General features: G+C 62.7%; 16 protein-coding genes. 11 read left to right on the top strand and 5 right to left on the bottom strand.

The genetic code is table 11. The annotated features are described in order from the left end of the window. Nucleotide 1: 1 nt before the first annotated feature. Nucleotides 2–643 (bottom strand): hypothetical protein, encoded by a 642-nt coding sequence (locus tag LPW29_RS10715; protein ID WP_238628003.1) that lies wholly within the window; start codon nucleotides 641–643, stop codon nucleotides 2–4. Between the two features lie 114 nt (nucleotides 644–757). On the opposite strand from LPW29_RS10715, the gene LPW29_RS10710 reads away from it, so the two are divergent. The 4 genes from LPW29_RS10710 (at nucleotide 758) to LPW29_RS10695 (ending at nucleotide 5,129) form a co-directional block, all read left to right on the top strand. Next, nucleotides 758–1,507, top strand: a complete 750-nt coding sequence (locus LPW29_RS10710) for a metallophosphoesterase (protein WP_238628002.1) — start codon at nucleotides 758–760, stop codon at nucleotides 1,505–1,507. Beyond that, nucleotides 1,504–2,571, top strand: coding sequence for a glycolate oxidase subunit GlcE (gene glcE, locus LPW29_RS10705; protein WP_090249683.1), 1,068 nt, complete (start codon nucleotides 1,504–1,506; stop codon nucleotides 2,569–2,571). Before LPW29_RS10710 ends, glcE begins: the two co-directional genes overlap by 4 nt. 1 nt (nucleotide 2,572) lies before the next feature. Beyond that, nucleotides 2,573–3,838 carry a glycolate oxidase subunit GlcF gene (gene glcF, locus LPW29_RS10700; RefSeq protein ID WP_238628001.1) on the top strand — a complete coding sequence of 422 codons (1,266 nt, stop codon included), beginning with the start codon at nucleotides 2,573–2,575 and terminating at the stop codon, nucleotides 3,836–3,838. 82 nt (nucleotides 3,839–3,920) lie between these two features. Beyond that, the gene (locus tag LPW29_RS10695; RefSeq protein WP_238628012.1) at nucleotides 3,921–5,129 is read left to right on the top strand and encodes a pyridoxal-phosphate-dependent aminotransferase family protein; all 1,209 of its coding nucleotides are present in this window, start codon (nucleotides 3,921–3,923) and stop codon (nucleotides 5,127–5,129) included. A 108-nt stretch (nucleotides 5,130–5,237) separates the two neighbouring features. Here the strand turns inward: LPW29_RS10695 and LPW29_RS10690 are convergent, their stop codons facing one another. Further along, a complete protein-coding gene (locus LPW29_RS10690; protein ID WP_238628000.1) occupies nucleotides 5,238–5,669 on the bottom strand; it encodes a DUF3617 domain-containing protein in 432 nt (143 codons plus the stop codon). Between the two features lie 151 nt (nucleotides 5,670–5,820). On the opposite strand from LPW29_RS10690, the gene LPW29_RS15650 reads away from it, so the two are divergent. Both LPW29_RS15650 and LPW29_RS10680 read left to right on the top strand, forming a co-directional pair. Continuing rightward, nucleotides 5,821–7,317, top strand: a complete 1,497-nt coding sequence (locus LPW29_RS15650) for a PAS domain-containing protein (RefSeq protein ID WP_238627999.1) — start codon at nucleotides 5,821–5,823, stop codon at nucleotides 7,315–7,317. Further along, on the top strand, nucleotides 7,212–8,633 hold the full coding sequence (locus LPW29_RS10680) for a putative bifunctional diguanylate cyclase/phosphodiesterase (protein WP_338018691.1): 1,422 nt from the start codon (nucleotides 7,212–7,214) through the stop codon (nucleotides 8,631–8,633). The genes LPW29_RS15650 and LPW29_RS10680 overlap by 106 nt, the downstream gene beginning before the upstream one ends. Here LPW29_RS10680 and LPW29_RS10675 read toward each other — a convergent pair. Then, nucleotides 8,630–9,130 carry a flavin reductase family protein gene (locus LPW29_RS10675; protein ID WP_238627998.1) on the bottom strand — a complete coding sequence of 167 codons (501 nt, stop codon included), beginning with the start codon at nucleotides 9,128–9,130 and terminating at the stop codon, nucleotides 8,630–8,632. The two genes, LPW29_RS10680 and LPW29_RS10675, sit on opposite strands and share 4 nt — an antisense overlap. A 187-nt stretch (nucleotides 9,131–9,317) precedes the next feature. Between LPW29_RS10675 and LPW29_RS10670 the strand changes: the two genes are divergently transcribed. Further along, on the top strand, nucleotides 9,318–12,881 hold the full coding sequence (locus LPW29_RS10670) for an EAL domain-containing protein (RefSeq protein WP_238627997.1): 3,564 nt from the start codon (nucleotides 9,318–9,320) through the stop codon (nucleotides 12,879–12,881). Here the strand turns inward: LPW29_RS10670 and LPW29_RS10665 are convergent. Both LPW29_RS10665 and LPW29_RS10660 read right to left on the bottom strand, forming a co-directional pair. After that, nucleotides 12,853–15,867 (bottom strand): chemotaxis protein CheB, encoded by a 3,015-nt coding sequence (locus tag LPW29_RS10665; protein ID WP_238627996.1) that lies wholly within the window; start codon nucleotides 15,865–15,867, stop codon nucleotides 12,853–12,855. The two genes, LPW29_RS10670 and LPW29_RS10665, sit on opposite strands and share 29 nt — an antisense overlap. 98 nt (nucleotides 15,868–15,965) lie before the next feature. Further along, the gene (locus tag LPW29_RS10660; protein WP_238627995.1) at nucleotides 15,966–18,254 is read right to left on the bottom strand and encodes a putative bifunctional diguanylate cyclase/phosphodiesterase; all 2,289 of its coding nucleotides are present in this window, start codon (nucleotides 18,252–18,254) and stop codon (nucleotides 15,966–15,968) included. Nucleotides 18,255–18,407: 153 nt separating this feature from the next. Here LPW29_RS10660 and LPW29_RS10655 point away from each other — a divergent pair, with 153 nt between their 5' ends. The 4 genes from LPW29_RS10655 to LPW29_RS10640 all read left to right on the top strand — a co-directional run. Beyond that, complete coding sequence (locus LPW29_RS10655) at nucleotides 18,408–19,556, top strand: cation diffusion facilitator family transporter (RefSeq protein WP_238627994.1); 1,149 nt, start codon at nucleotides 18,408–18,410, stop codon at nucleotides 19,554–19,556. A gap of 99 nt (nucleotides 19,557–19,655) precedes the next feature. Next, on the top strand, nucleotides 19,656–21,527 hold the full coding sequence (locus tag LPW29_RS10650) for a diguanylate cyclase (RefSeq protein ID WP_238627993.1): 1,872 nt from the start codon (nucleotides 19,656–19,658) through the stop codon (nucleotides 21,525–21,527). Between the two features lie 87 nt (nucleotides 21,528–21,614). Beyond that, nucleotides 21,615–21,752 (top strand): DUF3096 domain-containing protein, encoded by a 138-nt coding sequence (locus LPW29_RS10645; RefSeq protein WP_090249632.1) that lies wholly within the window; start codon nucleotides 21,615–21,617, stop codon nucleotides 21,750–21,752. A gap of 186 nt (nucleotides 21,753–21,938) precedes the next feature. Next, the coding region (locus tag LPW29_RS10640; RefSeq protein WP_238627992.1) for a hypothetical protein at nucleotides 21,939–22,127 on the top strand (189 nt) is incomplete at its 3' end.

The following is a 22,127-nucleotide window of genomic DNA, read 5'->3' as shown; positions in this document are numbered from 1 at the left end:
TTCAGCGCGGATCCTCAGCCATCGGAAGGCTGACAGGCGCATGCTGTTCGCTGAGTCCCTCGGCGGGCACAGCCGCAGTAATGCGCCGTTTGGGATCCGGGCAGGAAACGGCAGGATGGTGCTGACGCACCCGTTGCCAGAGATTGAGCAGATAACGCACGTCGCTGTCGGCCTGGTGGGCAAAACCCGGAGTATCCCGTCGGGCCTGGGCCATCAGGCCCGGCAGCAGATCCGGTGCCCGGTACTCGGGGGGCGGCAGGCGGGGCTCCAGCAGTTTGAACACATCCCCGAGACGAAAGCGGGGCATGAAGCTTCCGGCCACGAACAGACGCCGCAGCCAGAACCGGTCCAGATGCACACCGTCCGTAAAGACCACCTTGCCCGCCAGGGCACGGTTCATGCGCCGGCACAACCAGGTGATATCGCAGCCACGCTCCTCGATCACGTCGCGGCTGATGCCGTGCATCTCCTCCGCCTCCTCGCACCAGTCGGTCCACTCGGGAGCGGGCCGGATCAGCCAGCACTCCAGGTGCCCCGCCCCATCGGACCAGGCCACTTGGACGGGATAACTGTCCTGGGTGAGGGACGAGGCCTCAAAGTCCAGAAAACAGGGCAGTGTGCTGTGCGTGAAGTTGAGCGACATGAAAATGCTTGGCAAAGCCCCCCGGCTCGGTCGATGATCATACCCCGCACCCCCGTTCACGGCCACCCCTGGTCAGAGCGGGGCAAAGCCATACAGAATCAGGGGCCTGACGGCATGGGAAGTGCGTTCAAGCGGCTGGAAAGGAACACCGGGGGGCGGGATTTCGTGGTGGGAGACCTGCACGGAATGTTCTCTACCCTGGAAGGGGCGATGGATCAACTGGGGTTCGATCGCGACCGGGACCGGATGATCTCGGTGGGGGATCTGATCGACCGAGGCCCCGAATCCCACCGGACACTGGAATTTCTTGAACAGCCCTGGTTCTTCGCCGTGCAAGGCAACCACGAACGCCTGCTTCTGGAGTCCGAGATCGACCGGGACCTGGCCAGCAGCTGGGTGACACTCAATGGCGGCGAATGGTGGATGGACGTGGACCCCATCACCCAGGACCGATTCCGTCGACGGCTACGCGCCCTCCCCTTCGCCCTGGAGGCAGACACGGAACCCGGCCAGGTGGGCGTTGTTCACGCCGATATCCCGCTGCAGCTGAGCTGGGTGGACTTTCTGGAGCAACTGGAACGAGATCAGCGAGTCCGTGAATATGCCACCTGGTCCCGCAAACGCATCGGCCGGGTGCTCAAGGACGAGGCCATCCCCCCCATCGAGGGTCTGGCACTGCTGGTGGTGGGGCACACCCCCATTGAAGAAGCCATGCGTCGAGAGAACATCTATTATCTGGATACCGGCGCCGCCTACGGGAAGCAGTTGCCCCACGCCAAGCTCAGCATCCTGCAAATCCACCCGCAATGGGTGTTGAACAGTTTTCCCACCGCACCCAAGCCCACCGCCCAGGGGAGCCCATGACCGATCAGGATCTGACGCAAACCCTCAGTGAGATCATTGCCGACGCAGCCCAACAGGGGCGCCCCCTGGAGATCCAGGGCGGCATGACCAAATCCTTCTACGGACGATCCGCCTCTGGAGATCCTCTGGATCTGACGCCGCATCGTGGCATCATCGATTACGAGCCCACCGAACTGGTCATCACCGCCCGTGCCGGCACGCCCCTGAGCGAGATCCAGCAACTCCTGCAGGCCAATGGCCAGATGCTGCCCTTCGAACCACCCGCCTTCGGCCCGGAGGCCACCCTGGGGGGTACGGTGGCCAGCGGGTTGTCCGGGCCGCGTCGGCCCTATGCCGGGGCTGTGCGGGATGCCGTGCTGGGCGTGCGCATGATCAACGGCCTGGGCGAGGTCCTGCATTTTGGCGGGCAGGTGATGAAGAATGTGGCCGGTTACGATGTCTCCCGGGTGATGGCGGGTAGCCTGGGCACCCTGGGCGTGCTGCTGGAGATCTCCGTCAAGGTGCTGCCCCGGCCCGCCCATAGCGTCACCGTGACCCAGCCGGCCAGCGCCGCCCGGGCCCTGGACTCCCTGCTCACTTGGGGCGGGCGTCCATTGCCCCTCTCCGCCGCCTGCCATGTGGACGACACCCTCCATGTTCGCCTCTGTGGCGCTCGCCAAGGGGTGGAAGAGGCCGCACGCGTGATCGGCGGTGACGTCATGGAGGGGGCGGAGGCCTTCTGGGAGGGAATCCGCGAGCACACCCACCCGTTCTTCCAGGGCTCTGGCGCGCCCCTGTGGCGCCTGAGCCTGCCCCCGGGGGTGCCGGCAGATCTGGTACCGGAGGACTGTCTGCTGGACTGGGGCGGCGCCCTGCGCTGGTTCCGCTCCGAGGGCCCGGCCGACGCCATCCGCCAGGCCACCCAGGGCCAGGGCGGCCACGCCACCGTATTCCGCGGTCATGGCGGTGGCGTCGAGCCTTTCCACCCCCTGGCGCCACCATTGCTGCAGCTACATCGACAACTCAAGGGGGCCTTTGATCCGCGCGGCATCCTCAACCCCGGCCGCCTGTACCCGGAGGTGTAACATGCAGACTCGACTGGTGGATTTCATCAAGGCAACGCCAACCGGCGAGGAAGTGGACGGTATCCTGCGCAACTGCGTGCACTGCGGCTTTTGCAATGCCACCTGTCCCACCTACCAGTTACTGGGAGATGAGCGGGACGGGCCCCGGGGACGCATCTATCTGGTCAAGCAGGTGCTGGAAGGACAGGCACCCAGTCGTCGCACGCAAACCCATCTGGATCGTTGTCTGACCTGTCTGAACTGCATGACCACCTGCCCCTCCGGGGTGGATTATCGGCATCTGGTGGAGGTGGGCCGTGCCGAGGTGGAGCGGCAGGTCAATCGACCCTGGCATGAACGTCTGCAACGGGCCACGCTGCGGTATGTGCTACCCCGGCGTCGCCTGTTCAATGGATTACTGCGCACCGGTCAGGGCCTCAGGCCCATGCTGCCGCCCCCCTTTCGTCATTGGGTGCCGCCCCGAACCGTTCAGGGCCCCTGGCCCGAGGCTCGGCACAACAGACGCATGATCACCCTGGAGGGCTGCGTGCAGCCCGGCCTGCAGCCGGATATTGACGCGGCCCTGGCCCGGGTGCTGGATCGCCTGGGGGTGAGCGTTGTCCGGGGTGGGGGCGGTTGTTGCGGCGCCGTGGAGATGCACCTGAATGCCGAGCAGGCCGCCCGAGAGCGGGCGCGGCACAATATCGATGCCTGGTGGCCCCAGGTCGAAGCCGGCCTGGAGGCCATCCTGATCACGGCCAGCGGCTGTGGCCTGCAGGTGAGGGATTACGGTCATCTGCTGGCAGACGATCCGGCGTATCGTGATAAGGCACAGCGGGTGGCGGAACTGGCGCGCGATCCTTGTGAGGTGATCACACCGGAAGATGTGCAGCGGCTGGGCCTGGATGCCGGGAGGCAGCGCGTGGCCTTTCATCCGCCCTGCAGCTTGCAGCATGGGATGAAGCTGACGGGGCGTGTGGAGGCGCTGTTGCGGGCTGCCCGGTTCGATCTGGTGCCGGTGCGGGATGCCCACCTGTGCTGCGGGTCAGCCGGGACCTATTCCATTCTTCAGCGGGATTTATCGCAGCAACTGAGGGAGCGCAAGCTCACCCACCTGGAGCGTGAGACGCCAGAGGTGATTGCCACGGCGAATATCGGGTGTCACATGCATTTGCAGTCGGGGACGACCACGCCGGTGCGGCACTGGATTCAGTTGGTGGACGGGGCTGTGCCCGCCGCCTCCCCCTCATCCCCGACCCTTCTCCCCGAAGGGGAGAAGGGAGATTGAAGCTCTCAGTTCACCCCCTTATACTTCCGTAAATTTTTCATTAACTTAAAGTAATTCACCCATTCGGCAGACCCTCACCATGATGACTTACCCTTCTTTCCATCCCCCCATCCGCACCCTGATGGGACCCGGTCCTTCCGACATCAACCCCCGGGTCCTGGCCGCCATGAGCCGGCCGATCATCGGCCATCTGGACCCCGCCTTCGTGGGCATGATGGATCAGATGAAGGTGCTGCTGCAGTACGCCTTCCAGACGGAAAACGAACTCACCCTGCCCGTCTCGGCCCCGGGTTCGGCGGGCATGGAAACCTGCTTTGCCAACCTGGTGGAGCCGGGTGATGAGGTGGTGGTGTGCATCAATGGCGTATTCGGCATGCGCATGAAGGAAAACGTGATCCGCTGCGGCGGCACCCCCATCGTCGTGGAAGAGGAATGGGGTCAACCGGTGGATCCGCAGAAGCTGGAAAACACCCTGGCCTCCCACCCGGATGCCCGCCTGGTGGCCTTTGTCCACGCCGAGACCTCCACCGGCGTGTGCTCCGATGTCAAGACACTCTCCCAGGTGGCCCACGCCCGCAACTGCCTGGTGATCGTGGATACCGTGACCGGGCTGGGCGGCAGCGAGGTGCGGGTGGACGACTGGGGTGTGGACGCCATTTACTCCGGCACCCAGAAATGCCTCTCCTGCACCCCTGGCCTGTCGCCCGTGAGTTTCAGCCCCCGAGCTGTGGAACGCATCCGCAACCGCAAGCACCCTGTGCAAAGCTGGTTCCTGGATCTGAATCTCGTCATGGGTTACTGGGGCTCGGGTAGCGGCAAGCGGGCCTATCATCACACCGCCCCCATCAACGCCCTGTATGCCCTGCATGAGTCCCTGGTGCTGTTACGCGAGGAAGGCCTGGAGGAGGCTTGGGCGCGTCATCGCCATCATCACGAGGCGCTGAAGGCGGGTCTGGAGGCCATGGGCCTGAGCCTGCTGGTGGACGAACCCCACCGCCTGCCCCAACTCAACGCCGTGAGGGTGCCCGACGGCGTGGACGAGGCCGCGGTGCGCACCCAGCTGCTGGAGCGCTATGGCCTGGAGATCGGGGCGGGTCTGGGGCCGCTGGCCGGGAAGATCTGGCGCATTGGCCTGATGGGCTTTGGTTGCAACCAGAAGAACGTGCTGCTGTGCCTGCACGCCCTGGAGGCGGTACTCACGGAGATGAACGCGCCCATCGAGCGGGGCCATGCCATGCGCGCGGCGCAGCGGGTGTATGGGGAGTCGGGTCACCTGGCTGAAGGTCAATAAATGAAATGAAAGATGAGAACGGATGGCACCATGCCCGCCGCTCCCCTCATCCCCAGCCCTTCTCCCCAAAGGGGAGAAGGGTTCAAGCAGTTCCTCTTCCGCTGGCGATCAGTCACACGCCCCGAGACGCTGCCCCTTCACCTTGGTGTGCATGGGGATCTGCCCCATGGAGGTCTCCAGATACGAGGTAATCCGGCCAGTGAGCCTATCGCTCATGAACTCGAAGGTGGCCCGCATCTCCACCACCTGCCCATCCTCCTCACAGGTCATGCTGTAGGCCAGATTGGCGTTGGTCGATTCCATGTCCGTGATCTCGCAGCCCTGATCAGCGATCAGGAAGCGGGCACCCTCGGCAATGTCCTTTTCCGTTATACAGCCCTGTTCCGTGTGAGCATCCTCCTCCGGGGCCTCATGCCCCATGGTGCTGCTGATGGAGGTAAACTCCCATTCCCCTGGCTGCAGGTTGGGCGCGTCACCCAGGGCACTCAAGGGCATCATCAAGGTGACAGCGGCCACCACCATCGGTCGGAAGATTTGCATGGTCCCATCCTGATCGTGAGTTCGGCAGGCATGGTAAATGATATAAAGGTGGAAGACACGTTCCGTCGGGGCCGACGTTGTCCATACAGGGGTGATCCGCCCCGCCCACGTTTCGGGAGTCATCCGTGATGACTCCGTCAGGAGAATGCCGGTGACCCACGGCCCACCACGTCGGGCCCCCTCCCATCGGGGCGTCGAATTCAAGGCCTGGATGCTTTACCTGGGGTTGTGCCTGGCGCTGGCCCTGGCAATCACCTGGGAACTGGTCACATCCAGGGAACAGGACATGGAGGCCGCCAGACAACGCACGCATGCCACCAGCGTGCTGGTGAGCGAATGGCTGTATTCCGCCTTCGAGACCAGCGGGGCCGTGCTCAGCAGCATGGCCGGCGAGATCCATCCCGAAGAACTGCCGCGTACCGAAGAAGATCTGGCCGCCCATGGCCGGATCCACCAGTGGCTTGACCGGAATCTGCAGCTTCTGCCCCACGCCCGGGCCATCGCCCTCTTTGACCGCGAGGGCGGCATGACCCATACCTCCGGCAGCCCCCATCAGGTGGGGTACGATATCAGCGATCAAGACCACTTTCAGGCCCTGCGCGACACCCCCGACCTGGAGCGCCAGGTCTCCCGGACCTTCTGGTCAACCGAGGCCGGCGGGTTTCTCGTTGCCCACGCCCAGGCCCTTCGGGACGCTGAAGGCCGGTTTGCCGGGGTGCTGGGAGTGCGCCTGGATCTGAACTTCTTCGACCACTGGCTGGAACGTACCGAACCCACCCCCGGCAGCAGCCTGACCATCCTGGATGGTGAGGGGCAGTTGCTGGCGCGGCGTCCCCGGGACACCGTTCCGGGTTTCGAGGCCCGACTGGGCCAGCCAGTGGAGGTGAGCCAACTGGCCCCGCTGCTGCTCGGCGAGGAGGATACGCTGCATTTCACCATTGTCTCACCGGTGGACGGGATGCAGCGCATTTTCACGGCCCAGCGGGTGCGCGATCTACCTTTCCTGGTGGTGTCCGGTGAGGCATACGAGATTCTGCTGGCCGCATGGTGGCAGAAACTGTGGACACTCACCCTCACCTGGCTGGTCATCGCCGGCCTGGGGTTACTGGTATTGCGGGGCTATCTGCGCACGCTGCGCTACGATCGGGAACTCCTGCGCAGCCATCGCTCCCTGGAAGAAGCCAACCAGACGCTGAGCCAGGAGATCCACGAGCGCCAGGAAGCAGAGCGGGCCATCAAGTCCAGCGAGGAACGCTTCCGCGCCCTGTTCGACAATTCCCTCAGCGGCGTGGCCGTGCATGACATCATCCTGAATGATCAGGGTGAGCCCTGTGACTACGTCTTCACCATGGCCAACCCGGCCTTTGAAAGTCACACCGGGATGAAGGTGGCCGACGTAGTGGGTCGACGCGCCACCGACATCTACCCGGTACCGGAATTACCCGGGCTGATCCGCCGCTTCGGGGAGGTGGCGCTCACGGGAAGGGCCATTGCATTTGAACAGCACCTGGAATCCATGGGTGAGTATTACAGTGTCGGTGCATTTCAGATTGGCCCGGGCAGTTTCGCTGCGGTGATCGACAACATCACGGCCCGCAGGCAGGCGGAAGACGAGATCAAGACACTGGCCTTTTACGACTCGCGCTGACTCAACTGCCCAACCGGCGCCTGCTCATTGAACGCCTGGAAGCCACCGTCGAAGTCTGCCGTCGCGATCACCACCATGGGGCCCTGCTGTTCATCGACCTGGACAACTTCAAGATCCTCAACGACACCCTGGGCCATGATCAGGGCGACCGCTTGCTCATGCAGGCGGCCAGGCGCATCAGCGGCTGTGTGCACGAGGCGGATACCGTGGCCCGTTTGGGCGGCGACGAATTCGTGGTCATGCTGCGCAAGCTCAGCCAAGGGGTTCAGGAAGCCACGCAGCAGGTAGAGATCGTCGCCGACAAGATCCTGGCCGCCCTGAACCACCCCTATTACCTCGGTGGTCGGGAGCATCACAGCACTGCCAGCGTCGGCATCACCCTGTTCCACCGCGACCTGGTGAGTGTGGACGAACTCATGAAGCGGGCCGATCTGGCCATGTATCAGGCCAAGGCGGCAGGCCGCAACACACATCGCCTGTTCGATCCGGGGATGCAGGCCTCGGTGACAGCCCGGGCCGCCCTGGAGAATGATCTGCGTCGGGCGCTTGCGGAGGATCAGTTCCTGCTCCATTACCAGGCCCTGGTAGACGACAATGGTCAGTTAACGGGGGCCGAGGCCCTGCTGCGCTGGCAGCACCCGGAGCGGGGGCTGGTGCCTCCCGGCGAATTCATCACCCTGGCCGAGGACACGGGCCTGATCCTGCCTCTGGGTCAGTGGGTGATGGAGACCGCTTGCGGCCAACTGGCGCGATGGGCCCAGGACCCCACCCTGAAGCACCTGAAGATCGCCGCCAATGTGAGTGCCCGCCAGTTCCGGCACTCGGACTTCGTTGCTGGCGTGCTGAGTGCCCTGGCCAGCAGCGGCGCCGATCCTCATCGGCTCAAGCTGGAGATTACCGAGAGCCTGCTGTTGGAAGACGTGGAGGAAGTCATCGAGAAGATGCGGCAATTGAGGGCCCGGGGTGTCTCATTCGCCCTGGATGACTTTGGCACGGGATACTCCTCCCTGAGCTATCTCAAGCGTCTGCCCCTGGACGATGTGAAGATCGACCAGTCGTTTGTCCGCGATGTACTCATTGACCCCAACGATGCCGCCATTGCCCGCACCATTGTGGCCCTGGCGGACACGCTGGGTCTGAGGGTGATTGCCGAGGGAGTGGAAACCCGGGAACACTGGGAATGGCTGAGCCGGCACGGTTGCCACACCCACCAGGGCTATTACTTCGGGCGCCCAGGGCCCGTGGCTTCAATCCAGGAGGCGCTTGCGAACTGGACATTCCCCTCCCACCGGGCGGGCCCGTCCGGTGCCCGTTAATCACGGGCCAGATATCGGTAATCACCCTGGAAGTAGATGAGGGGCTCGCCCTCGCGAGGCTGGGTCAGTCGCAACACCCGACCCACGAAGATACGATGATCCCCACCCTCATGGATGGCCTCCGTCCGGCATTCAAACTGCGCCAGCATCCCCGGCAGCAGCGGCGCGCCGGTCTGCCCGGCCTCGTAGTCCAAACCGTCCCAGCGCCCGGCCTCCTTGCCGGCAAACCGGTTGGAGAGCCCCTTGTGATCCTCGGCGAGCACGTTCACGGCAAAGGCCTCGGCCCGTTCGAAGGCCCCCAGGCACCCGGCATCACGGCGCAGGCTGAACAACACCAGCGGTGGATCCAGCGACAGGGAACTGAAGGAGTTGGCTGTAAAGCCATTGGGCAGGTCGTCCTGCGGATCCTGACAGGTGATCACCGTAATGCCAGTGGCAAAACGTCCCAGGGCGTCCCGAAACCGACGTGGATCAATCACCGGCGAGGAATGTGTCATATCAGACTGCGTCTTGTTCATACTCAATGCATCGGCCTGTTGCCCGGGGGTGGGCGAGGATTTCGGATATGAAGTATCATGCAGGGTGCCAAGACGTGAACCCGATCACACAACAGCTGCCTTGACGCCATTTCCGCAGGGCATAACGGTAGCACACTCACCCCCGGTGAACCCGTAACCGGCGCCTATGTCACGCAATGAGTCCCCCAAGAAGATTGACGAGGCAATTCGCGCCCGGGCCGAGGAGGCTCTGCGCGCCGGCGACTTTGATCTCTCCCAGGATCTTTTTGACAAGGGTCATATCGATCTGGCTGAGGTCACCGAACACTTGCGCATCTACCAGGCCGAGCTGGAGGTGCAGAATGCCGAGTTGCGCGAGGCGCAACTGGTGGCTGAGCATTCCATGGGGCGCTATTCCGCCTTCTTTTCGGGCATCCCCGTGTCGGCCCTGGTGGTGGACCGAACCGGGCTGATTCTGGAATCCAACCAGCAGGCGGCGCACCTGTTCGGGCTGCATCACACCCATTTGCGGCACCACTTCCTGCGCCGTCTGGTACACCACGACAACGAAAGGGATCTGAACCAGGCGCTCATCCAGGCCGGGGAACAGGGCAAGGCATTCTGCGAGAACCTCACCTTCGTACGCACCGAAGGCGATACCTTTCACGGGGAATTGCACGTGGCCCGCCTCCCGAGTCGCGAGGGGGAGGGACATGAGTTTGTCTGCGCCGTGGTCGATCTCACCGAGCGGCTGCGCCATGAGGCCGAGCTGCAACACACCCATCAGCAATTGCGCGACAGCGAGGCCCGTTACCGCATTCTGGCCGATTACTCTCCGGTATGGGATTACTGGTTTGGCCCCGAGGGGCAATATCGCTACATCTCGCCTGCTTGCCTGACCATCAGCGGCCATCCGCCCGGGGCCTTCATGGATGATCCGGACCTGTTTGCCCGGCTGATTGAACCGGAGGACCGGCCACGCTGGGAGCAGCATGAAGCAGCCGTCCGGGAACAGGATGACCCGATGCCCCATCACAGCATGGAGTTTTGCCTGCGCCACGCGGACGGCGAAATCCGCTGGATCGAGCACGAATGCCAGCCCGTCATTGCCAAGGACGGCAGCTACCAGGGGCGCCGGGGCGTCAATCGAGACATCACCGACCGCAAGCGGGCGGAACTGGAGGTGGCCCAGGTCAGCCTCCTGTATGCCACCCTGAGCGCGGTCAACCAGGCCATCGTCCGCATCGAGGACGAACAATTGCTGTTGGACAACCTGGCGCGCATCGCCGTGGAATATGGCGGCTTCACTGCCTGTGCCATCAGCCTGCGCCAGGGTGAGACACAGCCCAAGACCCGGGCCTGCAAGGGCCTCACACCCGAGCAGATACGCACCATGCCCCTCCACGAGGCCTGGGAACTGGTCAACCAGCAGCCTTATGTCTATGCCAACCGGGAAGATCCGGAGGCACCGCCCCACTGGCAGCAGTGGGCCCGGGCCAACTGGATCCAGACGTTCGGCCATTACCCGCTGATTCGTAACCATCGCCTGGTGGGCGTGGCCAGCTTTTTTTCCGATACCCAGTCAGGCTTCACCCCACAGATTGACCGGCTGGTGCAGGACATCACCGAAGACTTTTCCTACGCCCTGCAACATCTGGAACTGGAAAAGAAACGTCGCGCCACCGAGGCGGCACTGAGCGAAAGCGAGGCCCGCTACCGCAGCCTGTTCGAGAACACGCATTCCATCATGCTATTGGTGGATCCGGAGGATGGGTGCATCGTGGATGCCAATCCCGGGGCCTGCCAGTTCTATGGCTGGACCCGCGAGCAGATGCGCGCTCGCCGCATCGGCGACATCAATATCCTGTCCAATGAAGAAACCCACGCGGAAATCGCCCGGGTCCGGCGCGGTGGACATAAGCACTTCCGCTTCGTGCATCGCCTGGCCCATGGCGAACTGCGTCAGGTGGAGGTGTACAGCGGCAGGATCCAGGTGGAAGGACGGGAACTGGTGCATTCAGTGGTCCATGACATCACCGAGCGCAACCGGGCCGAGGAGCGTCTGCGTTTGGCTGACCGGGTCTTCCAGGCGGCCGACGAAGGCATCATGGTAACCGACATGGACGGTCGTATCGTCGCCGTCAACCCGGCCTTTACCCGCATTTCTGGCTATACGGAAAAGGAGGCCCTGGGACAGACACCCGCCCTGCTGCATTCGGGGCGCCAGGATATCGGCTTCTACCAGCGTTTGTGGCACAACCTGCTGGAACTGGGTCATTGGCGTGGAGAGATCTGGAATCGGCGCAAGAACGGCGAGATCTACCCGGAATGGCTCACCATCAGCGCCGTGCGCAACGACGACGGTGAGGTGATCCATTACGTGGGGGTGTTCAGCGACATCGGCCAGATCAAGGAAGCTCAGCAGCAACTGGAGTTCATGGCCCATTATGACCCCCTCACCGGCCTTGCCAACCGCGCCCTGCTGCGGGACCGTCTCAAGCATGCCCTGCGCCGTGCCCAGCGCAACAACGTCACCCTGACGCTGTTGTTCGTGGACCTGGACCGCTTCAAGACCATCAACGACACCCTGGGCCACAACCTGGGCGACTTGCTCCTGCAGACCGTGGCCCAGCGCATGAAGGACAACGTGCGTGCCTCGGACACCCTGAGCCGTCTGGGGGGGGACGAGTTCGTACTGCTCCTGGAGGAAGAGGCCAACGCCCGGGAAATCTCCAGCCTGTGCCGGAAGCTGCTGAGTGTGCTGGAAACCCCGATGCTGCTGGAAGGGCACGAACTGGTGGTCACCGCCAGTATCGGCGTGGCCACCTACCCCGACGATGGGTTGGACGCCGACTCACTGCTCAAGAATGCCGACCTGGCCATGTATGAGGCCAAGACCCAGGGCCGCAATGCCTACGAATTTTTTGCACCCAGCCTCTCCGAAGGGGTCATGGATCGACTGAAGATGGAATCCGCCCTGCGCGGGGCCGCCGCCCGCAATGAACTGCGGGTGCACTATCAGCCCCAGGTGCGTCTGCGGGACGGTTCCCTGCTGGGCGTGGAAGCCCTGGTCCGCTGGGAGCATCCCACCCTGGGGCTGGTGTCTCCCGGACATTTCATCCCCCTGGCCGAGGAGATGGGCGTCATTGGTGAAATCAGCGCCTGGGTGCTACGTGAAGCCTGCCGGCAGATGCGAGCCTGGCAGGACGAAGGTCGGGAAGTCGGTTGCATGGCGGTGAACCTCTCCGTGCAACAACTGGAGCGGGACATGCTGGTGGGCATGGTCCGCGACTGCCTGGAGGAATTTGACCTGCCGGCGGGGCGCCTGGAACTGGAGGTCACTGAATCGCTGATCATGCGGGCCCCAGAAAAGGCCCAGCTGGTGTTGCAGAAACTCAAGGTGATGGGGGTGAAGATCTCAGTGGATGATTTCGGCACCGGTTATTCGTCGCTGTCCTATCTTAAACGTCTGCCCTTGGACCGTCTCAAGATCGATCGCTCCTTCATCCAGGATATCGGCCTGGACGCCAATGGCGAGGCCATCATCCGCGCCATTATCGGCCTGGGGCGCAGCCTGGGCCTGGAGACCCTGGCCGAGGGGGTGGAACAGCAGGATCAGGTGCGATTCCTGCTCAAGGAAGGATGCGACCTGGCCCAGGGTTTTCTCTTCAGCCGACCGGTCCCTCCCGATCAGCTCGTCTTCCACTGGGACTGCCCGCCGATCACTTCGGACGCTCCATCCAGTCGGTGATTTCCAGGCGGCTGACGATGGCCCCACCCTCCGGGTGGTGTACCTTGCCCACCTGCATCAGGAACCAGCAGGCCGGATCTGATTCCGGATAACGGTACTCGAAGCCAAATCCCTCACTGTCCCCCTTGAGTACCCGGCGCAGCCCCCGTTCCGCCTGGGCGGCATATTCCTCCTGCCCATCCGACTGGGTGCTGCGGGCATAGCAGGATTCGAGGAAATTGTCCCCGGGGCCCGCCGCCACCATCGGATCCTTTGCCTGCACCTTGGCGGCCTCCCGCCAGGCCTTGTTGACGAGCTGGATCAGTCCGCTGCTGTCCAGGACAGCCACCTGATGGGTCTGGGAATCCAGCACCGCCTGCAGACGCACCACATCGCGCACCGAGGTGATGTCCACCAGCGTGATCACCGCCCCCCGCGAGGCCGCCCCCTGCAGGGTGTAGGGCAGGATGCGCACCAGGTAGTAATTACCGGATTCCGAACACACCTCATGCTCGTTCATGCGTCCTTCACGGAGACTCTCGCGCAGATCATCCATGAGGCCGGGATACATCAGGTTGTGGGTGAAGTCATCGATGCGCCGGCCCACGTCGCCATCACGAATCTTGAAGATCTGCTGCGCCTCGGGGGTGAAGCGGGTGATGTGCATGGATTCATCCAGGAACAGGGTGGCAATGGACGCCGCCATGGCCATGCTGTCCAGATCCGCATTGAGACGATTGAGGATCTGTATCTTCTCCTGGTTCTCCGCATTGACGGTGTACAGCTCCTCGTTCACCGATTGCAACTCCTCATTGGAGCTTTGCAACTCCTCGTTGGCTGCCATCATCTCCTCGTTGGTGGCTTGCAATTCCTCGTTAGAGGCCTCCAGTTCCTCAATGGTGGCCTGCAGACTCTCCCGTGTGGCGCCCAGCTCCTGCTCCAGGGAGTTGATGCGATCCATGGCCTCCACGTTCATGTCCAGGGACTGGGTTTCGTTGTCGCCACCCTCGCGAACCACGGCCTCCTGGGACTCGAAGGACAGCAGCAGGAAGGTACTGTTGCGCTCATCGCCATCCAGGCGACGTACATTCAGTCGCAGCCGCTCGCTGCTGCCATCAGGCATCTTGAAAGTGCTGGTCTCGGAACGGAGCACCTCGCCGCTCTTGGAGGCGCGACGCAACAGGGCCTGCGCCACGGGCACAATACCCGAAGGCAACAGCTTGGAGATCTCCAGCGTGATGCTGCCGGAGGGAAAGTGAAGAAACCGCTGTGCCTCTCCAAAGACATGAATGAGTTCCAGTGACTCCGACAGCAGGATGCTGGGCGGCGCGTGCTCCTGCAACAACACCTGCTGGGCGGACTCAATGGCCGAGGCATCCCGGGATCGGAATGCCTTGCCAGTGCGCCCCGACGGGGTATGCAGGCGTTTTTTCACCGGCGGAACGCTGGCGTTGTGGGATTCCATGGGCAACGGGGCGCTGCGCAGCATCTGAAACAGCTTGTACTTGCTGCTCACTGGCGTGAAATCGGGACTGAGTTCGCCCAGGGATTCACTGCTGCCCAGGAACATGTAGCCGCCCGGGGCCAGGGCATATTGCAGCCGTCTCAGGGCTCGCTCCTGGGTGGCGGGCAGGAAATAGATCAGCACGTTGCGGCAGGACACCATGTCCATGCGGGTGAAGGGGGGATCCTCCACCAGATTGTGGCGGGCAAAGACCAGGGTCTGACGCAGTTCCGGCTTGACCACGAAATGACTGCCCCGCTTGATGAAGAAACGCTCCAGCCGTTCCGGGGAGACCTCCGCCATGATGGCCTCGGAGAACGTGCCTGCACTGGCGGCATCCACATTCTTCTGTTCCACATCGGTGGCAAAGATCTTCAGGTCAGGCCAGCGGTGGGCGCGCTCGAAGGCCTCGGCAAACAGGATGGCGATGGAGTAGGCCTCCTCCCCGGTGGACATGCCCGCCACCCACACCCGGATGGCGTGGTTGTTGGAAGACTGGCGCACGATATTCTCCACCGCTTTGCTGGCCAGGGTATCGAAGGCCTCCAGGTCGCGGAAGAAATTGGTCACCGGGATGAGGATCTCCCGGCGCAGCACCGACACCTCGCCGGAGTCCCCCTCGAGCAATTCCAGATAATGCTCGAAATCCGGCACATGCCGCACCTGCATGCGCCGCTCGATCCGGCGGAGCACCGTCGCCGGTTTGTAATCCCGGAAATTCACGCCGCCATGGTTGTGCAGCAGGTGGAAGATGCCTTCCAGGGCCGAGCCGGTATCCAGATCTGAGGTAGTCTTGGGGGGCGGTGTGACCTGGGTATCGGGCTTTTGCAGAATGTGATCACGAATCCGCTCGCCCAGTGTATCCGGGGGTAGCACCTCGTCCACCAGACCGGTAGCGATGATGCTGCGCGGCATGCCATCGAACTTGGCACTCTCCGGATCCTGAGCCAGCAGTAGACCGCCGGCATCATTGATGGCCACCGAACCCCGGGTACCGTCGGATCCGGTCCCCGAGAGGATCACACCAATGGCGCGGTGACCAAATTCCTTGGCCAGGGAAGAGAAGAACAGATCAATGGGCAGGGAGAGGGCACGCGGGTTTTTGGGGCTGAGGCGCAATTGTCCGTCGGAGATGGTCATCAGGTTACCGGGCGGTATCAGGTAGATGCTCTCCGCCTCCAGTTCCATGGCATCACGCACCGTGATCACCGGCATGCGGGTGTGGCGGGCCAACAGGTTGGCCATCAGACTCTTATGGTCCGGGGAAAGGTGCTGGACCACCACAAAGGCCGCACCTGTGCCTTCTGGCATGGACTCGAACAACCTTTCCAGGGCCTCCAGACCACCCGCCGAAGCGCCAACACCCACCACGTGACCTGCAAATTCGTGGAGCCCGTCAACCTCAGCCCCATGGTCGGTCGCTTCCTCGGAGGCATCCTGTGGTGCATCTTGAGAGGCGTCCTGGAGTTCGCTGCCGTCTTGTGGTGTCTGATCGGATGACATGGTGGGCTTACCGTATGGGCCGGGATGAATGTTCGGCCTCACTATAAGGCCATGACCGACTCACTACCAGAAGCCGGTCCCTTGATCGTTTGCCTTGGTTATTCCCCGTTGCGCTCCGACTCTTCCGGGATCAGGCTCGGACGGCGCAGGACGCCGGGGATCGCCTTGGCGGCCACCGGATGGCTGAAGCGATAACCCTGAGCCCGGTGGCAGCCCAGCGCCAGAAGTGCCTCCTGCTGCTCAGGGGTTTCCACCCCTTCGGCCAGCACTTCCATGTTCAGATGCCCCCCCAGGGTGGTGATGGCGCTGGCAATGGCCGCATCGTGGGGATCCAGGGAGATGCCGCGGATAAAGCTCTGATCGATCTTCAGGGCATCAAAGGGCAGGGACTTGAGATAAGACAGGGAGGAATACCCGGTGCCGAAATCGTCCACCGCCAGGATGACACCCAGGGACTTGAGCTGACGCAAGAGCGCCTCCGAGCCCTGGCGGCGGTCCATGACGAAGCTCTCGGTGATCTCCAGTTCCAGCAGGGCCGGATTCAACCCCGTCTCCCGCAACACGGCGGCCACGGTCTCCACCAGATCGCTGCGCTGCACCTGCACGCCCGAGACATTCACCGCCACCGTGCCAAAATGAAGCCCGGCCTCTTGCCAGGCCCTCGCCTGTACACAGGCCTGGCGCAATACCCAGCGCCCCAGGGGAAGGATCAGGCCGGTGTCCTCCGCCATCGGGATGAACCGTCCCGGCGAGATCATGCCCCGGGTGGGATGCTCCCAACGAACCAGGGCCTCCAGACCCACCACCACACCGCTGATCAGATCCACCTGGGGCTGGTAATGCAGCACCAGTTCGTTGCGTTCCAGGGCCTGACGCAGGTCCGCCGCCAGGAGCACGCGGTCCCGGGCATAATCGGTGAGATCCTGAGTGTAGTGGGCGTAGGTGTTGCCACCCGCCTGCTTGGCATGATGCATGGCCGCATCGCTATGCTGCAGCAGTTGATCCTGCTCGCGCCCGTCCTGGGGAAAGCGGGCAATGCCGATGCTAACGGTGATGAAGACGTCGTTATTGCGTATCTTGATGGGGGTCTGCACCGCCTGAATGATGGCCTCGGCCAATTGTTCCACCCGGGTTTCCTCATCGGCGCCCTGCTCCACCAGGATGGCGAATTCGTCCCCGCCCATCCGCGCCAGGGTCTCACCCCGCTGCAGGATCGTGGTCAACCGCTCGGCCAGGCTGGAGAGCAGTTGATCCCCCATGCGGATGCCCAGGCTGTCGTTGATATGCTTGAAGCCATCCAGGTCCAGCAGCAGCACCGATACCTGTGCCGCATGGGATCGGGCCCTCAACAGAGCCTGTTCCAGGCGGGTACGGAACAACAGGCGATTGGGCAGATTGGTCAGGGGATCCCGGTGGGCCAGGCGTTCGATCTGTTCCTGAGAACTCTTGAGGTCGGAGATATCGGAGAAGACGCTGACGAAGTGGGTCAGCCGGCCCTCGGCGTCGCGCACGGCATTGATGGTGGTCCATTGTGGGTAGAGTTCGCCGTTCTTGCGACGATTCCACAACTCGCCACGCCAGCCGCCCGTGAGGCTGATCATATCCCACAGGCGACGATAAAATAGCCGAGTGTGGCGTCCGGAAGCGAGCAGGCGAGGATTATGCCTCACGACCTCCTCCCGACCATAACCGGTGATTCGGGTAAAGGCCGCGTTCACCGTCAGGATGCGGGCCCGTTGATCGGTGATGATCATGCCCTCGCCGCTGGATTCGAACACCGTGGCCCATTGGCGCAATTTTGCCTCATCGCGCTTGCGCGAGCTGATATCCTGAAGGGCCCCCTGGACCTGAGTGATGCGCCCATGCTCATCGCGCACGGCCCGGCCGATGGTGCGTACCCACACGGAGGTACCCTGGCGCGTGAGGATCTGCATCTCCTCGTCGAAGGGCATTCCGTCCTCGGCGCATGCCCGGAACACCTCGCGCATCCTGTCCCGGTGGCCGGGTGCATAGAACTTGATGCCCTCTTCCAGCTTGACGGTGGTACCGGCGGGCATGTCATGGATGCGGCAGACCTCCTGGGACCAGTGCACCACCCCCTTGTGCAGATCCACCTGCCAGCCGCCCACATGGGCCAGACTGGTGGCCATGTTCATGAGACGCTCACTGTCCTCAAGGCGATGGGCCCAGGATCGCAGCAACCCATAGAGCAGCGTGGAGGTAACCAGCACGAACAACAGGCCCTTGACGATCTCCAGACGCACCTGGGCCGTACCATTCTCCAAGGCCCATTCCAGTAGCCAGCCCGACGCGATGATCCACACGCCGGCGATCAGTGCGTAGATCAACACCACGTGGCCGGCGCTTGGATGGAGGCGTTTTCGCATGATGTGAACCTCCAATGTCTCCAGAATCGGGAAATATCGTCGCTTGGCGTATTCGGGTTATCATGATCGCACCTGTCACCCGGGATATCCACCGGGGCCGTGCGGGTTGGCGGAGCCTGCCAATCGCGGCCGATGATGTCCCACGGAGCCCCCATGTCAGACACCCAACCCAGCGAGCAAAGGTACCAGATCACGCGCCGGGTCACGCTGGTGGGTGCCGCCACCAATGCCAGCCTGGCCATGGCGCAATTGGTGGGTGGTTTTCTTGCTCAGTCCCAAGCGCTCATCGCCGACGGGGTACACACCCTGTCAGACCTGCTCAGTGACTTCATGGTGCTGTTCGCTGCGGGCAAGGCGAATGCCCCGGCGGATGACAACCACCCCTACGGCCATGCCCGTATCGAGACCCTGGCCACCGTGATCGTCGGACTCGCCCTGATCGGCGTGGCCCTGGGCATTGCCCTGGATGCCTTCCGGCGCCTGCAGTCACCGGAAGAACTGCTCAGCCCGGCCCCCGCGGCCCTGGTTCTGGCAGCCCTGGCCATTGTCTCCAAGGAGGGGCTTTACCACTACACCGTGCGGGCAGCCCGACGCATCGACTCCAGCCTGCTCCACGCCAACGCCTGGCACCATCGTTCCGACGTGGTTTCATCGCTGGTGGTGCTGGTGGGCATTGGGGCCACTCTGGCGGGCTTCACCTTCATGGATGCCGTGGCTGCCGTACTGGTGGCGCTACTGATCAGTCTCATGGGCGCCAAGCTGATCTGGAACAGTGTCAGTGAGCTGATCGACACTGGCGTGGGCCCGGAAGGGCAGCGGGAGATGCTGGATTCAGTCAGGCATCTGGACGGCATTCGTGGTGTTCACGAACTGCGTACCCGACGCATGGGCAGCACGTTGCTGGCCGATGTGCACATTCTCGTAGGCCCACGGATCAGCGTCTCGGAAGGCCATCGCATCAGCGAATTCGTGGCCAAGACGCTACGGCAGTCACGCCCTGAGTTGCGCGAGGTGCTGGTGCATGTGGACCCGGAAGATGACCGGACACACGCCCCCAGCAGCCACCTGCCCTGCCGATCCGAATTGATGCGGCAACTGAACCTGCAATGGCAGTCTGTCCCGGGTGCCTTGCCGATGGAAAACGTGGTGCTCCATTACCTGGATGGCCACATTCACCTGGACCTGCACCTCTCACCCGGAAGCTTCGAAACCCTGGAAGGAGCACGGGCGCTGGCACGACAACTCACCCGCGTCACCCAGGAGGTCAAGGGGGTGGGGGACGTCATGGTGTACTTCAGGTGATCAGCCTTTAGCGCCAATGGCGAAAACGGATCAACCTCGCCCAGGAGTGATGGCGTACAATCGAGGATTTACCCCGTTCGCGGGGCCGCGAGGTTTCCTGTGATCATCAGTCGCCTGCAAACCAAGACCATGGGTGCCCTGCTCGTGGTCATGCTTGCCATGATGCTGGTCATTGGCCTATCCAGCATGGCGCTGATCCGGGACTTTTCCGTGCGCTCGGCCACCGAGCATACCCGCACGGCGGCGGAGATGATCCGTGTCTCCCTCACCGAGGCCATGCTCAATGACACCATTGACCGCCGGGCCTCCATGCTGCGGCGACTGGCGCAGGTGAACAGCCTCAATGAGGTGCGGATCATCCGTGGAGAACAGGTGATCGCGCAGCACGGCGAGGGATTGCCAATGGAATCCCCGAGTGACGACATCGACCGCCAGGTACTGGAAAGCGGAGAGCCCTATTTCGGGTTGATTGGCGGGCTGTTCGGCACAGAGTTCCGCGCCACCATTCCCTATATCGCCTCATCCAACGAAGACATCAACTGCCTGGCTTGCCACCAGGCCCCCGAGGGTGCGGCCCTGGGCGCCGTGACCCTGACCGCCTCCGTGGATCACATGAAGCACGCAGGCATCGCCACGGCCCTGTTCCTGGTGGTCATCATGGGTCTGTTCGCCGTGCTGTCCATGTTCTTTATGAGTCGCCTGCTGCGCCCCCTGGTCAAGACCACCCAGGAAATTCGCAAGGCCGCCAGCCTGGCCAGCGGTGGTGATTTCAGCCAACGGGTGCGCAGTCGCAGCCGTGACGAGATCGGGCAGATTGCTGTCCATTTCAACCAGATGGCCGACGCCATCACGCACAAGCTGACCGAGATCCGTGACCATGTGGCTCAACTGGTCAACACGGCACCAGACCCCCGAGCCAATCTGCTGGAGGAAACCGCCAGTACCGTCTCGGGGCTGGTGAAGGTGGCCCAGTTCAAGCAGGCCATCGAGGAAGACCAAACCACCGAGGAGGTCTTCTTCCGCCTGAGCGAGGTCCTGCGCGCCGAATTCGGCCTGGAATATTTCACCATCTACCAGGTGGACCGGGACAAGCGTCTGATAGAGACGGTGATCGTGGATGGGGTGCTGCACGATGCAATCCGCTGGTGCCATCCCGACATCCTGGAACACTGTACCACCTGCCGGGCCGTGCGCACCGGCCATGCCATCGATGGCCTGGAGAACCGCAACCTGTGCCGCGCCTTCGATGAGGAGGCCCTGGCCGATGGCCGCAGCTATCTGTGCCTGCCCATCATCCAGTCCGGTGGCGTGGGCAGTGTGGTGCAACTGGTGGTTGCGCCCCAGAACATCCCCGCACTCATCCGCGCCCGCCCCTTGATCAGCGCCTATCTGCGGGAGGCGGCACCGGTGCTTCAGGCCAAGGGCCTGATGGCCAGCCTGCGCGAATCCACCCTCAAGGACGCCATGACCGGCCTGCACAATCGCCGTTTTCTGGAGGAGTATTCCGAAAGTCTGGTCGCCCAGTGCAAGCGCCGTCAAACGCCCATGACACTGATGATGCTGGACCTGGATTATTTCAAGACGGTGAATGACACCCACGGGCACGATGTGGGCGATGAGATCCTTCGGGAGTTGGCCAGCATCTTCCAGGCCCACTTGCGCGAATCAGACCTGGTCATTCGCTACGGCGGGGAAGAGTTCATCATCATCCTCCTGGATACCGGCGCCGAGGCGGCGATAGCAGTGGCCAACAAGATCCGCCTGGCCGTGGAGGCGCACCCCTTCAAGGTGGCCGGCAGCGACCTGCACAAAACCCTCTCCATCGGCCTGGCCGCCTATCCGGACGATGCTCAGGCCTTTTGGCAAGTGCTCAAATATGCCGACGTGGCGCTATACGCGGCCAAAGAGAACGGCCGCAACCAGGTGGTCCGCTTCACGGCGGAGATGTGGCCCTCGGGTGGGGAGTATTGAAGCGGGCCCCTTGCAAGGTCCCTTGCTTCATCATGGCAAGGGGGTGACTCTGATAGCCTTGTCTTCCACACAACAAGGGCAAAACCGATGACCATACATCTTGAAATCGTTCCCATCCTGTCACTGATTGCCGGCATTGCCATCCTGATCGTACCCAGATTGCTCAGCTACATCGTGGCCATCTACCTGATCGTGGTTGGCGTGACGGGTCTCTTCAACCTGTAGTTCACCTCGCCACTCATCGCCTCACGGACTCGCCCGAAGCCATCACTTCAGCACTACCCCAAGACCACCTGCCGTAAGGGAGGCTGGCTTGGGGAGCCTCTTTTCAGACGGGCAACAGCTTTATCTGGCCCTATGGTTGGGCTATGATCTGTACCAAGTACGGTTAGCCATCACCGGGAGGTGCGTATGGGCATACTGACCACACTGGGGTTGAGCCCTAGCGAAGATGACAAGAAGCTAAAGGAGCTTGTTGAAAACTCGTACAACTCTGTCCGGGTTGTGGGACGTGGCACGATAAAGATCGACCCTAATGAAGTTCGCAAAACCAAGGAATTTCAAAAGGCCCGTCAAGACGCCAAGGCCATTGTCGGGGCT

The organism is Ectothiorhodospira sp. 9100, from assembly GCF_022227565.1.
Lineage (GTDB): Bacteria > Pseudomonadota > Gammaproteobacteria > Ectothiorhodospirales > Ectothiorhodospiraceae > Ectothiorhodospira > Ectothiorhodospira marina.
Note: the sequence above shows the minus strand (reverse complement) of the source record. Positions and strands in the feature narration are given on the sequence as shown.